Source organism: Luteimonas yindakuii (assembly GCF_004803715.2).
Taxonomy (GTDB): Bacteria; Pseudomonadota; Gammaproteobacteria; order Xanthomonadales; family Xanthomonadaceae; genus Luteimonas; species Luteimonas yindakuii.
Genome location: NZ_CP039383.2, coordinates 1036997 through 1060230 on the forward strand (window position 1 = coordinate 1036997; position 23234 = coordinate 1060230).

Sequence of the window (23234 nt, forward strand, 5' to 3'; positions counted from 1 at the left end):
ATGTGCTCCTTTGGCGCTGTCGCAGCACGGCACTTTCCGCCGCGATCGCTGCGTTACTGCCAAACGGAGACACCCATGAAGAAGCACAACATCCTCCTGACCGCCCTGGTGGGCGCCGCCCTGGCATCGCCGATGGCCTTTGCCCAGGAAGTCGACCAGGAGGCGCTGCGCGATGCCGAGCGCGCTGCGGCGCAGTCGGCTGAAGCCGCCACCGCGGCCGAGGTGCAGGCCGAGGAGTCCGCCTGGGCGGCCGAGCAGCAGGCCGAGCAGGCTGAAGCCCATGCCGACCATGCCGAGAAGCATGCCGACCATGCCGATAGGAAGGCCGAGGACGCCGAGCAGGTCCGCGACGAGCTCGAGGAAGAAGATCCGGCCTGATCCACCGGTGCGACGTCGGTCGCCACAGTTCAAGACCGGTCAACAGCGGGCGCCTTCTGCGGAGGGCGCCCGTTTCCGTTCCGGCCGACAGCTGGTGGTCGGGCGAGGTCTGCCGGCAACCTGTAGAATGGGGCTTTCCAGCGACCGCTGTGCCCATGACATCCCCTCTGCGTTCCGTCACCCCGCTCGTTTTCGTCACCGGCGGCGTGGTGTCTTCCCTCGGGAAGGGCATCGCCGCCGCCTCGCTTGCCGCGATCCTCGAGGCGCGCGGGCTGCGGGTGACGATGATGAAGCTCGACCCGTACATCAACGTCGATCCGGGCACGATGAGCCCGTTCCAGCATGGCGAGGTGTACGTCACCGACGACGGTGCCGAGACCGACCTCGACCTCGGCCACTACGAGCGCTACGTCAACGTGCGCCTGTCGGGCAAGAACTCGATCACCGCCGGCAAGATCTACGAGAGCGTGATCCGCAAGGAACGTCGCGGCGACTATCTGGGCGCCACCGTGCAGGTGATCCCGCACATCACCGACGCGATCAAGCGCGCGATCGATGAAGCCACCCAGGGCTACGACCTGGCGCTGGTGGAGATCGGCGGCACCGTCGGCGATATCGAGTCGCTGCCCTTCCTGGAGGCGATCCGCCAGATCCGCACCGACCGCGGTGCCGAGAAGGCCGTCTTCATGCACCTCACCCTGGTGCCCTACATCGCCGCCGCCGGCGAGCTGAAGACCAAGCCGACCCAGCACTCGGTCAAGGAGCTGCGCTCGATCGGCATCCAGCCCGACATCCTCGTCTGCCGCAGCGAGCAGCCGCTGCCCGACGGCGAGCGCCGCAAGATCGCCTCGTTCACCAACGTGCCCGAGCGCGCGGTGATCTCCGCGGTCGACCTCGACAACATCCACAAGCTGCCGATGTGGCTGCACGCGCAGGGCCTGGACCAGCTGATCGTCGAGCGCCTGCAGCTCGGCGACCGCGCGGCCGAGCATGCGGACCTGTCGGAGTGGATCGACGTGGTCGATGCAACCGAGCAGCCGGTCGACGAGGTCACCATCGCCGTGGTGGGCAAGTACGTCGACCACAAGGACGCCTACAAGTCGGTCGGCGAGGCACTGCGGCACGGCGGCATCCGCCAGCGCACCCGCGTCAACCTGCACTGGGTGGAATCGCAGGACCTCGAGCGCCATGGCGCGGCGCAGGTGCTTGCCGGTGCCGACGGCATCCTCGTGCCCGGCGGCTTCGGCGACCGCGGCTTCGAGGGCAAGGTGCTGGCCTCGCAGCATGCGCGCGAGCGCGGCATCCCGTATTTCGGCATCTGCTACGGCATGCAGGCGGCGGTGGTCGACGTGGCCCGCAACCTCGCCGGGCTCGAGGGCGCCAACAGCACCGAGAACGACCGCCAGACGCCGCATCCGGTGATCGGCCTGATCACCGAGTGGCGCACGCGCACCGGCGAGGTCGAGCTGCGCAGCGAGGAGTCGGACCTCGGCGGCACCATGCGCCTGGGCCTGCAGGAGCAGCGGGTCAAGCCGGGCACCCTTGCGCACCGGATGTACGGCAAGGACGTGGTCGGCGAGAGGCATCGCCACCGTTACGAGTTCAACAACCGCTATCGCACCCACCTCGAGGATGCCGGCCTGGTGATTTCCGCCAAGTCGATGGACGACCTGCTGGTGGAAATGGTGGAACTCCCGGGCCATCCGTGGTTCCTGGCCTGCCAGGCGCATCCCGAATTCCTGTCCACGCCGCGCGGCGGCCATCCGCTGTTCGTCGGCTTCGTCCGCGCCGCGCGCGATTGCAAGGTCGCCGCCGCGGGTACCGCGCGTGAGATGGAGACGGCATGAGCGGCTGTTGCCATCCTTCCGTGCACCCGTTTCCGTTCCATCCGCGCTCCGCGTAGATCGCGGCAATAAAAGGCTCCCGCATGAACCTCTGTGGATTCGAAGTCGGCCTCGACCAGCCGTTTTTCCTGATCGCCGGCCCCTGCGTCATCGAAAGCGAGCAGCTGCAGCTCGATGTCGCCGGGCAGCTGAAGGAGATCACCGGCGCGCTCGGGATCAACTTCATCTTCAAGTCGAGCTTCGACAAGGCCAACCGCACCTCGGGCACCAGCTTCCGTGGTCCGGGCATGGAGGAGGGCCTGCGCGTGTTGTCGGAGGTCAAGCGGCAGATCGGCGTGCCGGTGCTCACCGACGTGCACGAATACACGCCGATGGACGAGGTCGCCAGCGTCGTCGACGTGCTGCAGACCCCGGCGTTCCTGGTGCGGCAGACCGACTTCATCAAGAAGGTCTGCGCGGCGGGCAAGCCGGTCAACATCAAGAAGGGCCAGTTCCTGTCGCCGTGGGACATGAAGCCGGTGGTGGAGAAGGCGAAGTCCACCGGTAACGAGCAGATCATGGTCTGCGAGCGCGGCGCGAGCTTCGGCTACAACAACCTGGTCAGCGACATGCGCTCGCTCAGCGTGATGCGCGACACCGGCTGCCCGGTGGTGTTCGACGCCACCCATTCGGTGCAGCTGCCGGGCGGACAGGGCACGTCCAGTGGCGGCCAGCGCGAATTCGTGCCGGTGCTGGCACGCGCCGCGGTCGCGGTCGGCGTGGCCGGTGTGTTCATGGAAACCCATCCGGATCCCGCCAGGGCGCTGTCCGACGGGCCCAACGCCTGGCCGCTGGCCAGCATGCGCGCGCTGCTGGAAACGATGCAGGCGCTGGATCGCGTCGCCAAGCAGGGTGGCTTCCTTGAGTCGACCCTGGGCTGACCCGCGCCGCTGGCGCCACGCCATGGTGATCGCCGCGCTGGTCGCGGTGGCCATGGTGGTCCCGGCGCACGCACGGCAGGCCGGGCCTGAGGCGGCGGCCGCGCCTACGCCCGCCGATATCGCGCCGCTCGACGCCGACGAATGGAACCGCTTCGCCGTGGCCATCGACGCGCTGCGCGAATGCGTGGAGCGCAGCCGCGACCGGCGCACGCCCGCACAGGCGGTCGTCGCGCTGCAGGCGCTCGGGCTGGCCGGCGAGATGCGTGCACAGGCGTTGTTGCTGTTGCCGGCCGATGCGCCGGCCCGCGCGGCGCTGGCCGCGGCCGGCGATGATGCGCAGACGATCATGCGATCCTTCCAGGCCGTTTCCGGCTGGGAGCCGGCGCGCCCGATCGACCGGGCGCGCGCGCTGGCCTACGTCTACCATTTCGAAGCACAGGCCACCGCAGGCGCCTGCCTGCCGACCTCCGATTTCCTCTCCAACTACCACAAAGCGCTGAGCTGAAATGAAAATCGCATCCGTCCATGCCCGCGAGATCCTCGACAGCCGCGGCAATCCCACCCTCGAAGCCGAAGTGACCCTGGAGGACGGCAGCTTCGGCCGCGCCGCCGTGCCCTCCGGTGCCTCCACCGGCGCGCGCGAGGCGGTGGAGCTGCGCGATGGCGACAGGACCCGCTACCTGGGCAAGGGCGTCAGCCGCGCGGTCGCCAACGTCAACGGCACGATCGCCGATGCGCTCAGGGGCTTCGACGCAGCCGACCAGTCGGGTCTCGACAAGCGCCTGATCGACCTCGACGGCACCGAGAACAAGGCGCGGCTTGGCGCCAACGCACTGCTGGGCGTGTCGATGGCCAATGCCCACGCGGTGGCGGCGGCGAAGAGGATCCCGCTGTGGAAGCTGCTGGCAGGCGACCGCACGCCGGTGCTGCCGGTGCCGATGATGAACATCATCAACGGCGGTGCGCATGCCGACAACAACGTCGATTTCCAGGAATTCATGGTGCTGCCGGTCGGCTTCGGCTCCTTTGCCGAGTCGCTGCGTGCGGGCACCGAAATCTTCCATGCGTTGAAGGCGGTGCTGAAGGGCCAGGGCCTGTCGACCGCGGTCGGTGACGAGGGCGGCTTCGCCCCGGACTTCCGCAGCAATGTCGAAGCACTCGACACCATCCTCGAGGCGATCGGCAAGGCCGGTTACAGCGCCGGCGACGACGTGCTGCTCGGCCTCGACGTCGCCTCCAGCGAGTTCCACGACAACGGCAAGTACCACCTGGTCGGCGAGAACAAGCGCCTGACCGGCGAGCAGTTCGTCGACTTCCTCGCCGACTGGGTCGCGCAGTACCCGATCATCACCATCGAGGACGGCATGGCCGAGGACGACTGGACCGGCTGGAAGCAGCTCACCGATCGCGTCGGTGATCGCGTGCAGCTCGTCGGTGACGACCTGTTCGTGACCAACCCGCGCATCTTCAGGGAAGGCATCGACTCGAAGACCGCCAACGCGATCCTGATCAAGGTCAACCAGATCGGCACGCTGACCGAAACGCTCGAAGCCATCGCGATGGCCGACGCGGCGAACTATGCGGCCGTGGTTTCGCACCGTTCGGGCGAGACCGAGGACACCACGATCGCCGACATCGCCGTGGCCACCACCGCCACGCAGATCAAGACCGGTTCGCTGTGCCGCAGCGACCGCGTGGCGAAGTACAACCAGCTGCTGCGCATCGAGGAGGCGCTGGGGGCACAGGCCCGCTTCGCCGGTCGCGACGCGTTCGTCTCGCTCAAGCGCTGACCGCGGCCCTGCATGCGCGTCCTGCGCATCCTGCTGGTACTGCTGGTCGTCCTGCTGGGATGGCTGCAGTACCGGCTGTGGTTCGGCACCGGCGGCAACCGTGACGTGGCCGAGCTGCAGGCGCGCGTGGACCAGCAGGCGCGGCAGAACTCGGGGCTGGCGGAGCGCAACGCCGCACTCGCCGCCGAAGTCGCCGACCTGAAATCCCCAACCGGCGAAGCCGCGGTCGAGGAGCGTGCGCGCAGCGAGCTGGGAATGGTCCGCCCCGGCGAAGTGTTCTACCGGGTGGTGGACGCGCCCGCGCCAGCGATCCCGCCCGCGGCGCCGCGCGATCCCGCCGATCCGGAAGATCCCGAGCCCGGCGAAGCGCCGTTGCAGGACGCGCCATGACCTGGGCGGTGCTTCCGGCGGCCGGTCGCGGCACCCGCTTCGGCGCCGGGCGGCCCAAGCAGTATCTCGAGGCCGCTGGCGAGTTGCTGATCGCGCATGCATTGCAGGCGCTGTTCGCGCACCCGGCGGTGCAGGGCGCGGTGGTCGTGCTCGCGGCCGACGACACCCTGTGGCCGGGCTGGACGGAGTACGCCGGCCGGCCGCTGCTCACCTGCACGGGCGGCGCCTCGCGCGCGGCCTCGGTGCTCGCCGGCCTGCAGGCACTGCCTGCCGACGTGCGCGCCGATGATTTCGTCCTCGTCCACGATGCGGCGCGACCGAACCTCGGGCTGGCCGATCTTGCCGCCCTGCTTGAACGCGGACGCGAGGATCCGGTGGGTGCGATCCTCGCCGCGCCGGTGCGCGACACCCTCAAGCGTGCCGGTGACGATGGCGGCATCGACGGCACCGAACCGCGCGAGCGCCTGTGGCGCGCGCTGACCCCGCAACTGTTCCGCCGCCTGCAACTCACCCGCGCGCTGAGCGCCGCCGAAGACGCCGGTGTCGAGATCACCGACGAGGCGATGGCGATGGAGCGCCAGGGCGCGCGTCCGCTGCTGGTCGAGGGCAGCGAGGACAACTTCAAGATCACGACGCCCGCCGACCTGGAACGCTTCGAGTTCGTGCTGTCGCGGCGCGGTGCTTGAAGGCGGGTCTTCCCGCACCAGTCCGCGGCACGAAGAACAACCGGCAGGGCCAGCCATCGCATGGCAAGCTGCCGCCCGCTCATCGCCACACGGAACGACAGACATGCCAGCCATTCCCCCCATCCGCATCGGCCAGGGATACGACGTCCACGCCTTCGGCGAGGGCGACCACGTCGTGGTTGGCGGCGTGCGCATTCCGCATGAGTGCGGGCTGGTCGCGCACAGCGATGGCGACGTCGCCATCCACGCGCTGTGCGACGCGATGCTCGGCGCGCTGGCACTGGGCGATATCGGCGTGCACTTCCCGCCATCCGACCCGCAGTGGAAAGATGCCGACAGCCGCGCGTTCCTGCGCCACTGCGCCGCGCTGATCGCCGAACGCGGCTGGCGCGTGGGCAATGCCGACATCACCGTGGTCTGCGAACGGCCGAAGATCGGCCCGCACGCACAGGACATGCGCGAGGCGATGGCCGTGGACCTCGGCATCGACGCCGGTGCGATCAGCGTCAAGGCCACCACCAGCGAGAAGATGGGTTTCATCGGTCGCGGCGAGGGCATCGCCGCGCAGGTGGTCTGCCTGCTGGTCGCGCAGTGACGACCGCGGCCGCGCAATTGCCCCATGCGCTCGGCGGGCCGGTACTGGAAGCGCGTATCCGCGCGCAGGACGAGGACTTCCGCGTCGACGAGGTGGATGCGTTCGAGGCCAGCGGCGCCGGTGAACACCTGTTGCTGACGGTGGAGAAGCGCGGCATGAACACCGCGTTCGCCGCGCGTGCCCTCGCCGCCTGGGCCGGCATCGAGGTCGACGCGATCGGCTACGCGGGCCTCAAGGACCGCCACGCGATCACGCGCCAGCGCTTCACCCTGCACCTGCCGGGTCGCGAGGCGCCGGCGCTCGACACGCTCCAGGTCCAGGGGCTGCGGGTGCTCGAGGCGCACCGGCATTCGCGCAAGTTGCCGCGTGGGGCGCTGGCCGGCAATGCCTTCGTGCTGGTGCTGCGCGAGGTGCGTGGCGATCGCGATGCCGCGGAGGCGCGGCTGGCCGCACTCGCTGCACGCGGGGTGCCGAACTACTTCGGCGAGCAGCGGTTCGGGCGCGGCGGCGCCAACGTGACGCAGGCGCTGGCGATGTTCGCCAGTGCAGGCGGCCGGTCCGGACGCCGCATGCGTCGCGAGGAGCGCTCGATGTTGATCTCCGCGGCGCGCTCGGAGCTGTTCAATCGCGTCCTCGCACTGCGTGTCGAACAGGACTGCTGGGACCGTGCGCTGGAAGGCGAGGTGTGGATGCTCGACGGCAGCCGCAGCGTGTTCGGGCCGGAGCCGCTGGACGACTCCCTGATGACGCGGCTGGCGGCGTTCGACATCCATCCTACCGCACCGCTGTGGGGGCGCGGCGAATCCAGGGCGACCGGTGCCGCGCTACGCCTCGAATGCGACGCGCTGGGCGCCGAGGAGGCGCTGGCGTTGCGTGCAGGGCTCGAACGCGAAGGCCTGAAGCAGGAGCGCCGCGCGACACGGCTGCGCCCGCAGGACCTGGCCTGGGACTGGCGCGGCGACGATGTGCTGGAACTGCGGTTCGCCCTGCCACCGGGTGCCTACGCGACGACCGTGCTGCGCGAACTCGTGACCACCGTCGGCAGCCTCGACTGAGGTTCGGAACCCGCCCGGGAGCCGCGCGCGCCGTCCGTCGGATTGCGCGGGCATGGCACTGGAGCGCGACGGGCAGCGGCGTATAAGCGGGGTAAGGCCCCGCGGGGGCGGGGTCGGAGGAGCCGCCATGCGCACCCTGTGCCGTTTCGTACCCGTCCTGCTCGTCCTTGCACTCGCCGCCTGCGCAAGCAGTGGGCCGATGGCGAGTTCGACCGCGCCGTCTGCGCGGCCCGATGTGCAGCCCAACCTGATGCACGACGACGGCGAATACATCGCCCGCGTCAACGCCGAAGCCCGTCGCCGTGGCCTGTTGGTGCACTGGGTCAACCCGCCGCCGAAGCACGTCGCCGCCCGCGTGGAGTGACGATCCGTGTGTGGGGTTGCGCGTCGCGCCGGATCGTCGGTGCGGCGCGCTGTTGTGCGCTGATCAGCGCGGTCGCAACAGCACCAGTACCGCGCCGGTGCCCCCCTGGGCGGGCGGTGCCGAATGATAGGCCAGCACGTCGGCGCGATGCCGCAGCAGCCGGTCGACCAGGTTTTTCAGGACCGGCGTGCCATCGGCGTGTCGGCCCTTGCCGTGGATCACCCGCACGCAGCCGTAGCCGTGGTCGCGCGCCTCGGCGAGGAACTGGCGCAGCATCGCTTCGGCCTGCACCACGTTGGCGAAATGCAGGTCGAGCTCGTCCTGGGCCGCGTACTGCCCGCGTGCGAGCCGCTTGAGTACCCGCGGCGGCACGTCGTCGCGGCGGTAGCCCACGCTGTCGCCGGCGAGCAGTCCGGCTTCCAGCGGTCCATCCTCGAGCAGCCTGCGAAACTCGCCACGCGCCTCGGTTTCGTCACGCTCGGCCATGCGCGCGCGTGGCCGGGGTCGCGGTCGCGCCAGCCCGGGCGCAGCAGGCGTGGGTGTGTGCTCGCGCACCGGGCCGATCGCCGCGCGGAACAGGGCGGCATCGTCGTCGTCGGGCGGCGGGCGTTTGGTTGACATCGACGCAGTCTAGCCAAATCACGGTCGTCGTCCGGCATGTGCCGTGCGTGTCGCGGCGACGCGCCGGGCGCCCCCGGCTACATCCGCTATCATGGCCCGCATCTACACGACGCGAGGCACGGCAGAGCGGTTCATGCGAGTACTGGTGAGCAACGATGACGGCGTGGACGCGCCGGGCATCCGCATCCTTGCCGAGGGCCTGCGTGGCGCCGGCCACGACGTCCTGATCGTCGCCCCCGACCGCGACCGCTCCGGCGCCAGCAATTCGCTGACGCTGGACATGCCGCTGCGGGTGATCCAGGTCGACGAGACCACCTGGCGCGTGCACGGCACGCCCACCGACTGCGTGCATGTGGCGATCACCGGCATGCTCGAGATCGAGCCCGACATCGTCGTATCCGGCATCAACAACACCGCCAACCTCGGCGACGACGTCATCTACTCCGGCACCGTCGCCGCGGCGATGGAAGGCCGCTTCCTCGGCCTGCCCGCGGTGGCGATGTCGCTGGTGACACGCGACCACGTCGGCCAGCACTACGAGACCGCCGCGCGGGCCGCGGTGGAGATCGTGGAGCGCCTGAAGGCGGATCCGCTGCCTGCCGACACCATCCTCAACGTCAACGTGCCCGACCTGCCGTGGTCGGAGATCGCCGGTTTCGAGGTCACCCGCCTGGGCAACCGCCACCGCGCCGAGCCGTGCGTGCCGCTGGAGGATCCGCGCGGCCGCATGTGGTGGTGGATCGGCCCCGCCGGCGCCGAGCTCGACGCCGGCCCCGGCACCGACTTCCATGCCGTGCGTACCGGCAACATCGCGATTACCCCGATCCACGTCGACCTCACCCGCTACCAGGCGCTGGAGCAGGTGGCGAGCTGGGTCGGCGGGCTGGCCGAAGAACTGCGGAACGGCAAGGCATGATGACCCCACGCCTGCGCCTGCAGCCCGAGGCACTCGGGGTCGGCATGACTTCGCAACGCGTGCGGGATCGCCTGATCGAGCGCCTGCGCGACGATGGCATCGTCGACGAGCGTGTGCTCAACGCCATCCGCACCGTGCCGCGCCATCTGTTCGTCGACGAGGCGCTGGCCACCCGCGCCTACGAGAACACCGCACTGCCGATCGGCCATGGCCAGACCATCTCGCAGCCGTGGGTGGTCGCGCGGATGACCGAGGTGCTGCTGGAGACCGCGATGCCGCAGAAGGTGCTGGAGATCGGCACCGGCTCCGGCTACCAGGCCGCGATCCTGGCTGCGCTCGGGGTCGAGGTGCATACCGTCGAGCGCATCGGCGAGCTGCTGCGCATCGCGCGCAAGCGCTTCCGCTCGCTCGGCCTCAACGTGCGCAGCAAGCACGACGACGGCCGCATCGGCTGGACCGAGAACGGGCCGTTCGACGGCATCATCGTCACCGCCGCCGCACCCGCGCTGGTGGACGCGCTCACTGCGCAGCTCGCGCCCGGTGGCGTGCTGGTGGCGCCGGTCGGCGGCAGCGGCGGGCAGACACTGGTGCGGCTGCGTCGCCTCGCCGACGACACCATCGAGCGCACCGACCTGGCGCCGGTGAGCTTCGTGCCGCTGCTGTCAGGCGTACTCGGCTGAGCGCGTCGCCGCTGCGTTCATCCGCGCCGCGTCACTCTTCGGCGCGCCCGCGTTCCATCCCGTCATCGCTGTGAGGACACCATCCTGATGCCACGCCACGCTTTCCGGATCATCGCCGCCCTCGCGGCACTGGCCTTGTTGAGCGCGTGCGGCAGCAGCCGGGTGGTGCGCGAGGACGGTGCGTCGTCGCGACCGGGCACGTCGGTCGCGCGTCCGGGGCAGGCGGTGACCGTCCAGCGCGGCGACACCCTGTACCGCATCGCGACCAGCAACGGCGTCAGCCCGCTCGATCTCGCGACCTGGAACGGCATCGCCGCGCCGTACACGATCTATCCGGGCCAGCGGTTGCGTCTGTATCCGCAGGGCGCGGCGACCGCGTCACGCCCTGCCACGCCGCCGCGCACCCAGGGCGGCGGCAGCACCGCCCGTCCGCCGAGCGCAACGCCGGCCACGCCCGCGCCCGCACCGGTGCGCAGCAGCGTGGCCTGGCGCTGGCCGGCAGACGGCCAGCTGATCAGCCGTTTCACCGAGGGCGATCCGACCAGGCAGGGCATCGGCATCGCCGGCGCCAGTGGCCAGGCGGTGCGCGCCGCCGGCGACGGCGTGGTGGTGTACTCCGGGTCCGGTCTGGTCGGTTACGGCGAACTGATCATCGTCAAGCATGACGACAACTGGCTGTCGGCCTATGGCCACAACCGCTCGCGTCTGGTCAACGAAGGCGAGCGCGTGCGCGGTGGCCAGCAGATCGCGGAGATGGGCCGCAGCGGCGCCGCGCGCGACATGCTGCACTTCGAGATCCGCCACAACGGCCGTCCGGTGGATCCGCTGTCGTACCTGCCGCGGCGCTGAGGCCGCCGCCGCTCCGGCCTCAAGCGGCCGAAAGCACGAACGCGGCCACCACCCGGCGGCCTTCGCCGGCCAGGACCTGGTAGGTACGCGCCACCGCGTCGTTGGCCATCGTTTCCATGCCGATCCCGCGCGCCAGGCAGGCGGCCAGCACCTCGGCGGGCGGAAACACCTGGTGGCTGCCCGATCCCAGCAGCACCACTTCCGGTTGCAGCGCCAGCACGGGTTCGAGGTCGGCCACGGTCAGCCCACCCACGGACGCCACGTTCCAGTCCTCCACCAGTGCATCGGGCGCAACGATGAAGCTGCGCTCCAGGCGCCGGTCGTTGACCAGGGCCGCGCTGCCGTTGGCCCCGCGCAGGAAGTAGTCGAAGTCCGGATTTTCGAGTGTCAGCTGCATGGAATCGGCCCGCTGCTATGGAACCGGAGCGTTGCCCGGCCGGCGCTCAGGGGCGCGGCAGCACGATGCGGCGCTTGTCCTTGCCCGGTCGGTACAGGATCGCGACGTTGCCGATGCGCTGCACCAGCGCCGCGCCACTGCCGGTCACCAGGGCATCCACCAGCGCGTCGCGCTCGTCGCGGTCGGCCGCGGCCACCTTCACCTTGAGCAGTTCGTGGTGTTCGAGCAGGCCATCGAGTTCCGCAAGCAATGGATCGGTAACGCCCTTGCCTCCCACCTGAAGAACGGTACGCAGCTCGTGCGCCTGGCCGCGCAGGAATCGGGTCTGGGAGGCAGTGAGGGTGATACTCATGCAGTGCGGAGACGGGCGGCTGAAGGGAGGGCAGAGTATCATGCCGGCCCCGTCCTCCAGATCCCGCCGGCGCCCCGCGTCGTCGTCTTTCCATGTCGTCGCGCAGCAAAAGCAGTCAACGCTGGCTCAAGGAGCACTTCTCCGATCCGTTCGTGAAGCGGGCACAGTCGGAGGGGATGCGCTCGCGCGCGGCCTACAAGCTCGAGGAGCTGGTCGAACGCGACCGCCTGCTCAAGCCCGGGATGACGGTGGTCGACCTCGGCGCCGCCCCTGGTGGCTGGTCGCAGTGGGTCCGCCATGCGCTTGGCGACAGTGGCCGCGTCATCGCCCTCGACATCCTCGAGATGCCACCGCTGGCCGGGGTGGAGTTTCTTCATGGGGATTTCAGGGAGGATGCGGTGTTATCGGGCCTCGAGGCCATGCTGGATGGTCGCCCGGTAGACCTTGTGTTGTCGGACATGGCCCCCAACAAGAGTGGTATGGACGCCGTCGACCAGCCCCGCGCCATGCACCTGGCCGAGCTGGCGATGACCTTCGCCGACGACCACCTCCGCCCCGGTGGCGCCTTCCTCATCAAACTGTTCCAGGGCGTGGGTTTCGACGACTACGTCCGCGACCTGCGCCGCCGCTACGACAAGGTGGTGATCCGCAAGCCCGCGGCATCGCGGCAACGCTCCCCCGAGGTCTATGCACTGGCCCAGGGCAAGCGCGCCGCGACGAAGTGATCGCGACGCGGCGGCGGGACAGGATGTTCCGCGATGCGGGCAGGGCGACGTGACCGGGGGTTGTACCATCGGTCGGTGAGACACGCGGTTTGCACCGCTCAATTTCGGAATGCAGAAAACTCCATGAACGATCTCGTCAAGAATCTGATGCTCTGGGTCGTCGTCGCCGTCGTACTGATGGTGGTGTTCCAGAGCTTCAGCCCACGCACGGTCGGCACCCAGGAAGTGGTGTACTCGCAGTTCATGGAGGAAGTACGGCGCGACCGCGTCAACAAGGTCGACATCGCCGAGGACGAGCGTTCGATCTCGTTCGAGCGCGCCGACGGCACGCGCGGCACCGTGATCGCGCCGCGTCGCGACGAAGGGTTGATGAACGACCTGATCAACCACGGCGTCGAGATCCGCCAGGCGCCGCCGTCGAGCGGCCCCTCGCTGCTCTATATCCTCATCAACTTCCTGCCGGTGCTGCTGATCATCGGCTTCTTCCTGTTCATGATGCGGCAGATGCAGCAGGGCGGCGGCAAGGGCGCGATGTCGTTCGGCAAGTCGCGGGCGAAGCTGCTGTCGGAAGACCAGACCAAGATCACCTTCGCCGACGTCGCCGGCTGCGACGAGGCCAAGGAAGAAGTGTCGGAGCTGGTCGAGTTCCTGCGCGATCCGTCGCGGTTCCAGCGCCTCGGCGGCAAGATCCCGCGCGGCGTGCTGATGGTTGGCCCGCCGGGTACCGGCAAGACGCTGCTGGCCAAGGCCATCGCCGGCGAGGCCAAGGTGCCGTTCTTCTCGATCTCCGGTTCGGATTTCGTCGAGATGTTCGTCGGCGTCGGCGCCAGCCGCGTGCGCGACATGTTCGAGCAGGCCAAGAAGCAGGCGCCGTGCATCATCTTCATCGACGAGATCGACGCCGTCGGCCGCCATCGCGGTGCCGGCCTGGGCGGCGGCCATGACGAGCGCGAGCAGACCCTCAACCAGCTGCTGGTCGAGATGGACGGCTTCGAGGGCGGCGAGGGCGTGATCGTCATCGCCGCGACCAACCGTCCTGACGTCCTCGATCCGGCGCTGCTGCGTCCGGGCCGCTTCGACCGCCAGGTCGTGGTCGGCCTGCCCGACGTCAAGGGCCGCGAGCAGATCCTCAAGGTGCACATGCGCAAAGTGCCGCTCGACGACGATGTCGACGCGCTGATCGTTGCGCGTGGTACGCCGGGCTTCTCCGGCGCCGACCTCGCCAACCTCGTCAACGAGGCGGCGCTGTTCGCCGCGCGCGAGAACGCGAAGGACGTCCGCATGGACCACTTCGACCGTGCCCGCGATAAGATCCTGATGGGTGCCGAGCGCCGCTCGATGGCGATGAGCGAGGAAGAAAAGACCCTTACTGCATACCACGAGGCCGGCCATGCCATCGTCGGCCGCCTGGTGCCGGAACACGACCCGGTCTACAAGGTCACGATCATCCCGCGCGGCCGCGCGCTCGGCGTGACCATGTACCTGCCCGAGGGCGACAAATACTCGATGAACAAGGTCGCGATCGAGTCACAGCTGTGCTCGCTGTATGGCGGGCGCGTCGCCGAGGAACTGATCTTCGGCGAGGACAAGGTCACCACGGGCGCATCCAACGACATCGAGCGCGCGACCAAGATGGCGCGCAACATGGTCACCAAGTGGGGCCTGTCCGACGAACTCGGCCCGATCGCCTATGGCGAGGAGGACGACGAGGTGTTCCTCGGCCGCTCGGTCACCCAGCACAAGAGCGTGTCCGACGACACCGCGCGCCGGATCGACGAGGTGGTGCGTTCGATCCTCGACAAGGCCTACAGCCGCACGACCGAGATCCTGACCGCCAACATCGACAAGCTGCATGCGATGTCGAAGCTGCTGCTCGAGTACGAGACCATCGACGTGCCGCAGATCGACGCGATCATGGAAGGCCGCGATCCGCCGCCGCCGATGGGCTGGAACAAGTCCGGCCGTGGCGACGACGACGGTGACGGGCGTGGTGGCGAGCCGCGCGCGGCAACACCGATCGGCGGGCCCGCCGAACAGACCTGAGCAGGGGCTGCACGGCAGCGGAAACCGTGATCATCACGGTTGCATCACCCGCCATGAAAGGCCAGAGTCGAACTCTGGCCTTTCTGCCATCTGGAGCACGCGCATGAGCAACGACGAAGCCGTCATGGATCCCATGTGGCTGGTCCTCGGGCTGCTGCTCGGAGCCGTGCTGGGGTGGTTCGCCGGCAACGTGGTCCTGGGGCTGGTGTTCGGCATTCCGTGCGGGATCATGGCCGGCGTGGTCGCGCGCAGCCGCCGTATGCGCCGCATCGAGCCGGCACGCCCGGGCGTGGCGCGGCGCCGCTGATGTTCGATACCGTCGCGCAGCTCGATTGCCGTGGCCGCGTGCTGCGGCTCGATCGCCCGCAGGTGATGGGCATCGTCAACGTCACCCCGGATTCGTTCTCCGATGGCGGCCGCCACGACGACGTCGACGCCGCGGTCGCGCACGGCCTGAAGCTGGTGGAGGAGGGCGCGGACGTCCTCGACATCGGCGGCGAGTCCACCCGTCCCGGTTCCGGCGAAGTACCGGTGGACGAGGAAGTGCGGCGGGTGGTGCCGGTCATCGAGCGCCTGCACGCGCGGACCGCGGTGCCGATCAGCATCGATACCTCGAAGCCCGAGGTGATGCGCGCCGCGGTGGCCGCGGGCGCCGGCATGATCAACGATGTCTACGGCCTGCGCCGCGAGGGCGCGCTCGGGGCCGCGGCCGAAAGCGGCGCGGTCGTGGTGCTGATGCACATGCTCGGCGAGCCGCGTTCGATGCAGGAGGCGCCGCGGTACGACGACGTCGTCGGCGAGGTGCATCGCTTCCTCGCCGAACGGATCTTCGCCGCCGAGATGGCCGGCATCGAACGCAGGCGCATCGTTGCCGATCCGGGCTTCGGATTCGGCAAGACGCTCGAGCACAACCTCGTGCTGCTGGCGCGGCTGGAGAAGTTCCTCGAACTCGGCGTGCCGGTGCTGGCGGGGCTGTCGCGCAAGCGCAGCATCGGCGAGCTCACCGGGCGCGATGTCCCGGATACCCGCGTGGCGGGTTCGGTCGCCGCCCACCTGATCGCCGCGCAACGCGGCGCGATGCTGCTGCGCGTCCACGACGTCGCCGCAACCGTGGATGCGCTGAAGGTGTGGAACGCGGTCGCCGCGGTGCCGATGCCACGTGATACGTCGAGTGCGCCGCCGGCGATCCGTTGGCCCGACGAGCTGTAAATTGCACGCGGCTGTGGCGAAAAACGCTTGACAAACCGCGGTCCTGCCGCGTTCCGGCCCTCGCCATGGCACTGGCCAAGTTTTGACCATACCGGGCCGGAGCCGCACTGCTGCAGGCCCGTTGGAAGTTGTCCACAGGCTGTCCCGGACGCTTGTCCACAGGCGCTGTGCATAAGCGGCCCGCGCCGGTGGGCCAGGCCGAACGACATATGACCGCCCGCGCGACGGTGCGTTAGGCTGGCGCGCTTGCCGTAGGCAACGGCATCGTCTTGCGCCATCCGGGGGAAACCGCGTGCTCAGAGCCAACACACCCACCATCGTCATGTTCCTGGTCTACCTGGCGGCGATGGTCGTGATCGGAATCGCCGCCTGGCGTTCGACCAAGAACTTCGACGACTACATCCTCGGCGGGCGCAGCCTCGGCCCGGGGGTCACCGCGCTGTCTGCCGGCGCGTCCGACATGAGCGGCTGGCTGCTGATGGGCCTGCCGGGGGCGATCTTCGTCAGCGGCCTGTCGGAATCGTGGATCGCCATCGGGCTGATCCTCGGCGCGTGGCTCAACTGGCGTTTCGTCGCCGGGCCCTTGCGCGTGTACACCGAACGCACCGGCAACGCGCTGACGCTGCCGGATTTCTTCACCAACCGCTTCGAAGACCACAGCCGCATCCTGCGCGTGTTCACCGCGGTGGTGATCCTGGTGTTCTTCGCGATCTACTGCGCGTCCGGCGTGGTGGCCGGCGCGCGCCTGTTCGAAAGCGTGTTCGGCCTGAGCTATGCCGAAGCGATCTGGTGGGGGGCGTCGGTCACCGTGCTCTACACGCTGGTCGGCGGCTTCCTCGCGGTCAGCTGGACTGATGTCGCCCAGGGCATGCTGATGCTGTTCGCGCTTCTGCTGGCGCCGGTGCTGGTGTTCATGCACACCGGCGGCTTCGAGGCCAGCATCGACCTCGTGCGCGCGCATGATCCGCTGCAGCTCGACTGGTTCCGCGGTGGCGAGGTTGGCTTCATCGGCATCGTGTCGCTGCTGGCGTGGGCGCTGGGCTACTTCGGCCAGCCGCACATCCTGGTGCGCTTCATGGCCGCGCAGAGCGTCGAGACGATCCCGGCAGCGCGCCGCATCGGCATGGGCTGGATGATCCTGTGCCTGGCCGGCGCGGTGATCGTGGGCTTCCTCGGCATCGCCTATTTCCAGGCGCATCCGGACCAGGCCGGCCCGGTGACGGCGAATCCGGAACGGGTGTTCATCACCCTGGTCGAGCTGCTGTTCAATCCGTGGGTGGCCGGGCTCATCCTCGCCGCAATCCTGGCCGCGGTGATGAGCACGCTGTCGAGCCAGCTCCTGGTGTGCGCCAGCGTGCTGTCGGAGGACTTCTACCGCGGCTTCCTGCGCAAGGCGGCCTCGCAGCGCGAGCTGGTCTGGGTGGGCCGTTCGGCGGTGCTGCTGGTGTCCATCGTGGCGATCTGGATCGCGCGCGACCCCGACAGCCGCGTGCTGGGGCTGGTGTCCTATGCCTGGGCGGGCTTCGGCTCCGCGTTCGGCCCGGTGCTGCTGCTGGCGCTGTTCTGGCAGCGCATGACCCGCAACGGCGCGGTCGCGGGCATGGTCGCGGGTGCGCTGATGGTGATCTTCTGGAAGGAGGTCATGGTCAACCGCTACGACTCCGCGCTGTACGAGATGATCCCCGGCTTCATCGCCGGCACCGTCGCGGTGATCACGGTCAGCCTGCTGGGGCGCGCACCGGGCGCCGAGGTGCAGGCCCGCCACCAGCAGGTGCGCGCCTCGCTGCGTGAAACCGGCCACTGAGGACGGGCAGGGCGGTATGGCCGCAGACGACCCGCTCCCGCCCGCACTCGCGATCATGGGCCCGACCGCGTCGGGCAAGACCGCGCTGGCGCTCGAACTCGCCGAGCGCCACGGCGGCGAGATCGTCAGCGTCGATTCCGCGCTGGTCTACCGCGGCCTCGACATCGGCGCGGCCAAGCCCGATGCCGACGAGCAGGCGCGCGTGCCGCACCACATGCTCGACCTGCGTGACCCGTGGCAGGGCTATTCGGCGGCCGAGTTCGCCGCCGATGCCCGCAGGGCGATCGGGGACATCCTTGCCCGCGGGCGGTTGCCCATTCTCGCCGGCGGTACCGGGCTGTACTTCCGCGCACTGCTCGAAGGGCTGTCCGACATGCCGCCGGCGGATCCGGCGGTGCGCGCGGAACTCGCCGCCGAGGCGGCCGACGTTGGCTGGCCGGCCATGCATGCACGTCTTGCCGACGTCGACCCCGAGGCCGCGGCGCGCATCCATGCGACCGATCCGCAACGCATCCAGCGTGCGCTGGAGGTCCACCGCCTCAGCGGTCGGCCGATCAGCGCATGGCAGCGCGAACGCCCGGCAGGGCCGGGCCTGCCATGCCGCGTGCAGCGCGTGGTGGTGGCGCCCGCCGACCGCGGCGTGCTGCATGCGCGCATTGCGCGCCGCTTCGACGCGATGCTGGACGCAGGCTTCCTCGACGAGGTGCACCGGCTGCGTGCGCTGCCGCGACTGCGCGACCATCCCGCGCCGCTCGACCTGCCGGCATTGCGCGCGGTGGGTTACCGCCAGGCCTGGGAACACCTCGACGGCTTGTGCGATGCGGGGACTTTCCGTGAACGCGCCATCGCCGCCACCCGCCAACTGGCCAAACGCCAGTACACCTGGCTGCGTGGCGACCCCGGCCTGCACTGGTTCGACCCCGCAAGCGACGCGCACGCCCTGCACGATGCGGTGGCTGCAGCGTTGCAGCGCCGGGATGCCTGATTCCGCACCGCGGATCGCGGTCCGGCAGGTGAAGACTTGTGTACCATCGGCCGCCTGCCGCTGTTCCGGGGAGACGGGTAGCGCAGCGCACCACAAACCACAACAACAACACTTGGGGATACACCATGTCCAAGGGGCAGTCCTTGCAGGACCCTTTCCTGAATGCACTCCGGCGCGAACGTGTGCCGGTCTCGATCTATCTCGTCAACGGCATCAAGTTGCAGGGGACCATCGAGTCGTTCGACCAGTTCGTCGTCCTGCTGCGCAACACCGTCAGCCAGATGGTCTACAAGCACGCCATTTCCACCGTGGTGCCGGCGCGCAACGTGCGCGTGGGCCCGGGCGGCGGCCACGTCCAGTCCGACAGTGCCGAAGGCGCGGCGGACGAGGCCGAGTAGGGGCGCCACCGGCCCAGTCCGGCCGTCCGCCTGCACTCCCGTCGCAGGCACCCGCGCACTGCGCTGGCGCCGACCTGCCGATTGAGCGGCAGGCGGCGTCGCCGCTCTTGAACCCGGCCCTTTCCGCCCGCATCTTGCAGCTTCGTCCCCGTTTCCCGGAGCACGCATCGCGTGTTTGAACGCAGCAAGAAAGGCGAGCACGCGTTGCTGATCCAGCCGCATGCCGGTGGTCCGCCCGATGATGGCGCGCTGGAGGAGTTCGCCGAACTCGCCCGGTCCGCCGGCGCGGCGGTGGCCCATGTGCTGACCGCCCGCATCGACAAGCCCAACCCGGCCACCCTGATCGGCAGCGGCAAGCTCGACGAGGTCAAGGCCGCCGCCGATGCCACCGGCGCCGACCTGGTGCTGGTCAACCATCCGCTGTCGCCCGGCCAGGAACGCAACCTCGAGAAGTTCCTCGAGCGCCGCGTGGTCGACCGCACCGGCCTGATCCTCGACATCTTCGCCCAGCGCGCCCGCAGCCACGAAGGCAAGCTGCAGGTGGAACTCGCCCAGCTGCGGCACATGGCCACGCGGCTGGTACGCGGCTGGACCCACCTCGAGCGCCAGCGCGGTGGTTCGATCGGCCTGCGTGGCCCGGGTGAAACCCAGCTCGAGACCGACCGCCGGCTGCTGCAGAAGCGCGTCGAGCAGCTGCAGAAGCGGCTCGGGAAGGTGGAAGTGCAGCGCACCCAGATGCGCCGCGCACGCGTGCGCAGCGAACTGCCACGCGTCGCCCTGGTCGGCTACACCAACGCCGGCAAGTCCACGCTGTTCAACGCACTGACCGGCGCCGATGCCTACGCCGCCGACCAGCTGTTCGCCACGCTGGACCCGACCGTGCGGCGCATCGGCCTGCCCGGCGGCAACGTGGTGCTGGCCGATACCGTCGGCTTCGTGCGCGACCTGCCGCATGAGCTGGTCGCGGCGTTCCGCTCCACGCTCTCCGAAGCGCGCGAGGCCGACCTGCTGCTGCACGTGATCGACGCCGCCGACCCGCTGCGCGAGGAGCGCATCGCCCAGGTCGACGAGGTGCTCGAGGAGATCGGCGCCGGCGAAATCCCCCAGGTGCTGGTGTTCAACAAGATCGACCGCATCGAAGGCGCCGAACCGCGCCACGAGCGGCCGGAAAATGCCGCCGCCGACGAGGCCGTGCACCACGAGCGGGTGTGGATCTCCGCCCGCGACGGCACCGGCCTCGAGCTGCTGCGCGATGCACTGGCGGTGCGGCTGGACCTGCGTCGCATCGTCGCCGACATCGAACTGCCGCCCTCGGCCGGCCGCCTGCGCGCGCGCCTGCATGCACTCGACGCGGTGAAGGCTGAACGCCACGACGAGCATGGCTGGCAGCTCAGCATCGACCTCGCACGCGCGGACCTTGCCCGCCTGGCCGCGGACGAGGGTGGCGAACCGCTGCGCGGACTGGTGGAGCCCGTCGAAGCCGAATGGTGAGGCGGGCGGCACGCCGGCCCGCATTCCGCATCCCCCGGCATCCCCTCCCGCACACCTTGTAGAATGTGCGTCCCCTGCGCCCGCGCGGGGTGAACCCCAGATTGGAGCAGGCATGGCCTGGAATATCCCCGGCAAGAACAACAGCGGCGGATCCGGCGGCAACAACCGCGGTCCGTGGAAGCCCAGCGGCAGTGGCCGCGGCGGTGGTGGCGGGCTCGACGGCCTGATCAACCAGCTGCGCAACCTGTTCGGTGGCGGCGGTGGCGGCAACCCGCTGCGCTGGGTCGCCATCGCGCTGGTGGTGTTCCTGCTGCTGAGCAGCTTCACCCTGATCGGCGAACAGCAGCGCGGCGTCGTGCTGCGGTTCGGCACCGCGGTGCGCGTGATGCAGCCGGGTCCGAACTTCAAGTTCCCGTGGCCGATCGAGCGCGTGAACAAGGTCAACGCCACCGCGATCAAGACCTTCACCAACACCGTGCCGGTACTGACCCGCGACGAGAACATCGTCATCGTGTCGCTCAACGTGCAGTACCGCGTCGGCGATCCGGAGCTGTACCTGTTCGGTACCCGCGATGCCGACCGCATGCTCGAGCAGGTCGCCCAGGGCGTGGTGCGCGAGCAGGTCGGCCGCTCCGACCTCGACACCGTGCTCGGCGCGCGTGGCCCGCTGTCGGCCATCGCGTCCAAGCAGCTGCAGGATTCGCTCGACATCTACCGCACCGGCCTGGTCGTGACCGAACTCAACCTGCAGGACGCGCGTCCGCCGGAAGAGGTCAAGCCCGCGTTCGACGAGGTCAACAGCGCCCAGCAGATCCAGGAAAGCCTGGTCAACGAGGCCCGCGCCTATGCCGCGCGCATCGTGCCCGAGGCCCGAGGCGAAGCGTCGCGTACGCGCACCGTGGCCGAGGGTTACAAGACCGCCTCGATCGCGCGCGCCACCGGTGATGCCACCCGCTTCAGCCTGCTGCTCGACGCCTACCGCAACGCGCCGGAAGTCACCCGCAAGCGCCTGTGGCTGGAGACCGTGTCCGGCGTGCTGGCCGAGAACCGCACCATCGTCGGCGGCGATGGCCGCCAGCTGATCTATGTGCCGATGGCGCAGGGGGCGACCGGCACCGCCGGGAATGCCGGCAACGCGGCGCCGTCCGCAAACAGCAGCGGCCCCGCCGTGTTGCCGCCGGAGATCCTGGCGCCGGCGACCAGCGAGGGGCGCCCGTCCCGCAACACCCCGCGGCCGGTCCGTGGTGAAGGAGGTTCGCGATGAAGTTCCGCGCACTCATTCCGCTGCTGGCGGTGGTGCTGGTGCTGGGCCTGATGGGCTCGGTGTACGTGGTGCGCGAAGGCCAGGTCGGCCTGATCCTGCACCTGGGCCGGGTCAGCCGCACCGACATCCCGCCGGGCCTGCATTTCAAGATCCCGCTGATCCAGACCGCGCGCGTGTTCGACCGCCGCTTCAACGCGGTGGACTTCTCGCCCGAGCGCTACCTGACTTCCGAGCGCAAGGACGTCGCGGTCGACTTCGTCGCCATCGTGGCGATCGCCGACGTCGGCGATTTCTACCGCGCGACCGGCGGCGACGAACGGCTGGCGGCCGAGCGCATGGCGCCGATCATCAAGGATTCGCTGCGCAACGAGATCAACGCCCGCACGCTGACCCAGCTGGTGTCCGGCGATCGCGGCGAGGTCATCGCCAAGCAGCTGGAGACGATCAACCAGGGCGCACGCACGCTCGGCATGCAGATCATCGACATCCGCCTCAAGCAGATCGACCTGCCCACCGACAGCGACGTGATCCAGCAGGTCTACAACCGCATGCGCGCCGAGCGCAAGCAGGTGGCGAGCCGCCTGCGCGCCGAGGGCGAGGAGCAGGCGCGCCTGATCCGCGCCCAGGCCGACCGCGACCAGGCCGTGCTGCTGGCCGAGGCCGAGCGTGACGCGCAGACCCTGCGAGGCGAGGGCGATGCGGAGGCGACGCGCCTGTACGGCGAGGCCGCCAACCGCGACCCGTCGTTCTTCGCCTTCCAGCGCAGCCTCGAGGCCTACCGCAAGTCGTTCGAGGACGGCCAGTCGGTGATCGTGCTGGAGCGTGACGATCCGTTCCTGCAGTACATGCGCAGCGACCGATGAGCGATCTGTGGGCGGCACTGTGCCTGGTCGCAGTGCTGGAAGGGCTGATCCTGTTCGCGATGCCGGGTGGCTGGAAACGCACCATGGTGCAGATGCTGCACCTGCCCGACCGCCAGCTGCGCGGCCTTGGCGGCATCGTCCTGGCAACGGGCCTGCTCGCGCTGTACTTCGTGCGCGGCGGCTGAGCACGGCAGAAGCGCCCTCATCCGCCCGTGCGGGGCACCTTCTCCCGTTGGCGGGAGAAGGGTAGAGGACCGTTTCGCCGGAGCGTCTCGACCCTTCTCCCGTTTACGGGAGAAGGCGGCGCGAAGCGCCGGGGGAGGGCGGCTTCGCCCTTCGCGCGCTGCAGGAACAGCCGGGCCGCGACCCTTCTCCCGCCTGCGGGAGAAGGTGGCGCGAAGCGCCGGATGAGGGGGCTTCGGCGCACGGCCTGCTGACCCCACCCCAACCCGGGAGCCCGGCGGGCTGGCACCCGCCCCGCAAACCCGGATAATGCGCAAAAGCCGGCAGGGGCGTCGCAGCCCCCCGGCTTTTTCCGTGTCTGGCGCTTGCGTGGCGGTCACTCCCCGATGGAGCAGGCCGCGCAACCTCGCAATGCCCGGCACGGCCCTTCCG

Annotated in this window: 27 protein-coding genes; 24 read left to right on the plus strand and 3 right to left on the minus strand. The window is 69.6% G+C overall.

Annotated elements, in window-relative coordinates:
• The first annotated feature begins 75 nt into the window (after window positions 1-75).
• The 10 genes from E5843_RS04690 to E5843_RS04735 all read left to right on the plus strand — a co-directional run bounded on the left by E5843_RS04690 (window position 76) and on the right by E5843_RS04735 (window position 8022).
• Window positions 76-378 (plus strand): hypothetical protein, encoded by a 303-nt coding sequence (locus E5843_RS04690; RefSeq protein WP_136411979.1) that lies wholly within the window; start codon window positions 76-78, stop codon window positions 376-378.
• Window positions 379-533: 155 nt separating this feature from the next.
• Window positions 534-2225 (plus strand): CTP synthase, encoded by a 1692-nt coding sequence (gene pyrG / locus E5843_RS04695; protein WP_136411980.1) that lies wholly within the window; start codon window positions 534-536, stop codon window positions 2223-2225.
• 80 nt (window positions 2226-2305) lie between these two features.
• Window positions 2306-3142 carry a 3-deoxy-8-phosphooctulonate synthase gene (gene kdsA / locus E5843_RS04700; protein ID WP_136411981.1) on the plus strand — a complete coding sequence of 279 codons (837 nt, stop codon included), beginning with the start codon at window positions 2306-2308 and terminating at the stop codon, window positions 3140-3142.
• Window positions 3123-3647 carry a hypothetical protein gene (locus E5843_RS04705; protein WP_136411982.1) on the plus strand — a complete coding sequence of 175 codons (525 nt, stop codon included), beginning with the start codon at window positions 3123-3125 and terminating at the stop codon, window positions 3645-3647. The genes kdsA and E5843_RS04705 overlap by 20 nt, the downstream gene beginning before the upstream one ends.
• A gap of 1 nt (window position 3648) precedes the next feature.
• Window positions 3649-4932, plus strand: coding sequence for a phosphopyruvate hydratase (gene eno / locus E5843_RS04710; RefSeq protein WP_141065723.1), 1284 nt, complete (start codon window positions 3649-3651; stop codon window positions 4930-4932).
• Between the two features lie 12 nt (window positions 4933-4944).
• Entirely contained in the window at window positions 4945-5322 is a 378-nt protein-coding gene (ftsB, locus tag E5843_RS04715; RefSeq protein WP_134672925.1) for a cell division protein FtsB, read from the plus strand.
• The gene (gene ispD, locus E5843_RS04720; RefSeq protein ID WP_134672926.1) at window positions 5319-6008 is read left to right on the plus strand and encodes a 2-C-methyl-D-erythritol 4-phosphate cytidylyltransferase; all 690 of its coding nucleotides are present in this window, start codon (window positions 5319-5321) and stop codon (window positions 6006-6008) included. The genes ftsB and ispD overlap by 4 nt, the downstream gene beginning before the upstream one ends.
• Window positions 6009-6111: 103 nt before the next feature.
• The gene (gene ispF, locus E5843_RS04725) at window positions 6112-6603 is read left to right on the plus strand and encodes a 2-C-methyl-D-erythritol 2,4-cyclodiphosphate synthase (RefSeq protein WP_134672927.1); all 492 of its coding nucleotides are present in this window, start codon (window positions 6112-6114) and stop codon (window positions 6601-6603) included.
• Window positions 6600-7658: a tRNA pseudouridine(13) synthase TruD gene (gene truD, locus E5843_RS04730; RefSeq protein WP_244240834.1), complete on the plus strand. Its 1059-nt coding sequence runs from the start codon at window positions 6600-6602 to the stop codon at window positions 7656-7658. Before ispF ends, truD begins: the two co-directional genes overlap by 4 nt.
• Before the next feature lie 127 nt (window positions 7659-7785).
• Window positions 7786-8022, plus strand: a complete 237-nt coding sequence (locus E5843_RS04735; RefSeq protein ID WP_136411983.1) for a hypothetical protein — start codon at window positions 7786-7788, stop codon at window positions 8020-8022.
• Between the two features lie 63 nt (window positions 8023-8085).
• On the opposite strand, the gene E5843_RS04740 is transcribed toward E5843_RS04735, so the two are convergent.
• Window positions 8086-8643, minus strand: coding sequence for a Smr/MutS family protein (locus E5843_RS04740; RefSeq protein ID WP_136411984.1), 558 nt, complete (start codon window positions 8641-8643; stop codon window positions 8086-8088).
• A gap of 133 nt (window positions 8644-8776) precedes the next feature.
• Between E5843_RS04740 and surE the strand changes: the two genes are divergently transcribed.
• The 3 genes from surE (at window position 8777) to E5843_RS04755 (ending at window position 11088) form a co-directional block, all read left to right on the plus strand.
• A complete protein-coding gene (gene surE / locus E5843_RS04745; RefSeq protein ID WP_136411985.1) occupies window positions 8777-9559 on the plus strand; it encodes a 5'/3'-nucleotidase SurE in 783 nt (260 codons plus the stop codon).
• Window positions 9559-10239, plus strand: coding sequence for a protein-L-isoaspartate(D-aspartate) O-methyltransferase (locus tag E5843_RS04750; RefSeq protein ID WP_134674584.1), 681 nt, complete (start codon window positions 9559-9561; stop codon window positions 10237-10239). The genes surE and E5843_RS04750 overlap by 1 nt, the downstream gene beginning before the upstream one ends.
• Before the next feature lie 87 nt (window positions 10240-10326).
• Window positions 10327-11088 carry a peptidoglycan DD-metalloendopeptidase family protein gene (locus tag E5843_RS04755; protein WP_136411986.1) on the plus strand — a complete coding sequence of 254 codons (762 nt, stop codon included), beginning with the start codon at window positions 10327-10329 and terminating at the stop codon, window positions 11086-11088.
• A gap of 19 nt (window positions 11089-11107) precedes the next feature.
• On the opposite strand, the gene E5843_RS04760 is transcribed toward E5843_RS04755, so the two are convergent.
• Both E5843_RS04760 and yhbY read right to left on the minus strand, forming a co-directional pair.
• The gene (locus E5843_RS04760) at window positions 11108-11485 is read right to left on the minus strand and encodes an Mth938-like domain-containing protein (RefSeq protein ID WP_136411987.1); all 378 of its coding nucleotides are present in this window, start codon (window positions 11483-11485) and stop codon (window positions 11108-11110) included.
• A gap of 46 nt (window positions 11486-11531) precedes the next feature.
• Entirely contained in the window at window positions 11532-11837 is a 306-nt protein-coding gene (yhbY, locus tag E5843_RS04765) for a ribosome assembly RNA-binding protein YhbY (protein ID WP_134672934.1), read from the minus strand.
• Window positions 11838-11929: 92 nt separating this feature from the next.
• Here yhbY and rlmE point away from each other — a divergent pair, with 92 nt between their 5' ends.
• The 11 genes from rlmE (at window position 11930) to E5843_RS04820 (ending at window position 22804) form a co-directional block, all read left to right on the plus strand.
• Window positions 11930-12562: a 23S rRNA (uridine(2552)-2'-O)-methyltransferase RlmE gene (gene rlmE / locus E5843_RS04770; protein ID WP_136411988.1), complete on the plus strand. Its 633-nt coding sequence runs from the start codon at window positions 11930-11932 to the stop codon at window positions 12560-12562.
• A gap of 123 nt (window positions 12563-12685) precedes the next feature.
• Window positions 12686-14605, plus strand: a complete 1920-nt coding sequence (gene ftsH, locus E5843_RS04775; protein ID WP_136411989.1) for an ATP-dependent zinc metalloprotease FtsH — start codon at window positions 12686-12688, stop codon at window positions 14603-14605.
• 103 nt (window positions 14606-14708) lie between these two features.
• Window positions 14709-14912, plus strand: coding sequence for a hypothetical protein (locus tag E5843_RS04780; protein WP_136411990.1), 204 nt, complete (start codon window positions 14709-14711; stop codon window positions 14910-14912).
• The gene (folP, locus tag E5843_RS04785; protein ID WP_141065724.1) at window positions 14912-15814 is read left to right on the plus strand and encodes a dihydropteroate synthase; all 903 of its coding nucleotides are present in this window, start codon (window positions 14912-14914) and stop codon (window positions 15812-15814) included. Before E5843_RS04780 ends, folP begins: the two co-directional genes overlap by 1 nt.
• A gap of 322 nt (window positions 15815-16136) precedes the next feature.
• Window positions 16137-17618 carry a sodium/proline symporter PutP gene (gene putP, locus E5843_RS04790; protein ID WP_141066129.1) on the plus strand — a complete coding sequence of 494 codons (1482 nt, stop codon included), beginning with the start codon at window positions 16137-16139 and terminating at the stop codon, window positions 17616-17618.
• 16 nt (window positions 17619-17634) lie between these two features.
• On the plus strand, window positions 17635-18603 hold the full coding sequence (gene miaA, locus E5843_RS04795) for a tRNA (adenosine(37)-N6)-dimethylallyltransferase MiaA (RefSeq protein ID WP_136411991.1): 969 nt from the start codon (window positions 17635-17637) through the stop codon (window positions 18601-18603).
• A gap of 125 nt (window positions 18604-18728) precedes the next feature.
• On the plus strand, window positions 18729-19001 hold the full coding sequence (gene hfq, locus E5843_RS04800; protein WP_136411992.1) for an RNA chaperone Hfq: 273 nt from the start codon (window positions 18729-18731) through the stop codon (window positions 18999-19001).
• A gap of 171 nt (window positions 19002-19172) precedes the next feature.
• On the plus strand, window positions 19173-20492 hold the full coding sequence (gene hflX / locus E5843_RS04805; RefSeq protein ID WP_141065725.1) for a ribosome rescue GTPase HflX: 1320 nt from the start codon (window positions 19173-19175) through the stop codon (window positions 20490-20492).
• Window positions 20493-20604: 112 nt separating this feature from the next.
• Window positions 20605-21756 (plus strand): FtsH protease activity modulator HflK, encoded by a 1152-nt coding sequence (hflK, locus tag E5843_RS04810; protein WP_134672943.1) that lies wholly within the window; start codon window positions 20605-20607, stop codon window positions 21754-21756.
• Window positions 21753-22619: a protease modulator HflC gene (gene hflC, locus E5843_RS04815; RefSeq protein WP_134672944.1), complete on the plus strand. Its 867-nt coding sequence runs from the start codon at window positions 21753-21755 to the stop codon at window positions 22617-22619. The genes hflK and hflC overlap by 4 nt, the downstream gene beginning before the upstream one ends.
• Entirely contained in the window at window positions 22616-22804 is a 189-nt protein-coding gene (locus tag E5843_RS04820; protein WP_134672945.1) for a DUF2065 domain-containing protein, read from the plus strand. The genes hflC and E5843_RS04820 overlap by 4 nt, the downstream gene beginning before the upstream one ends.
• Window positions 22805-23234: the final 430 nt, after the last annotated feature.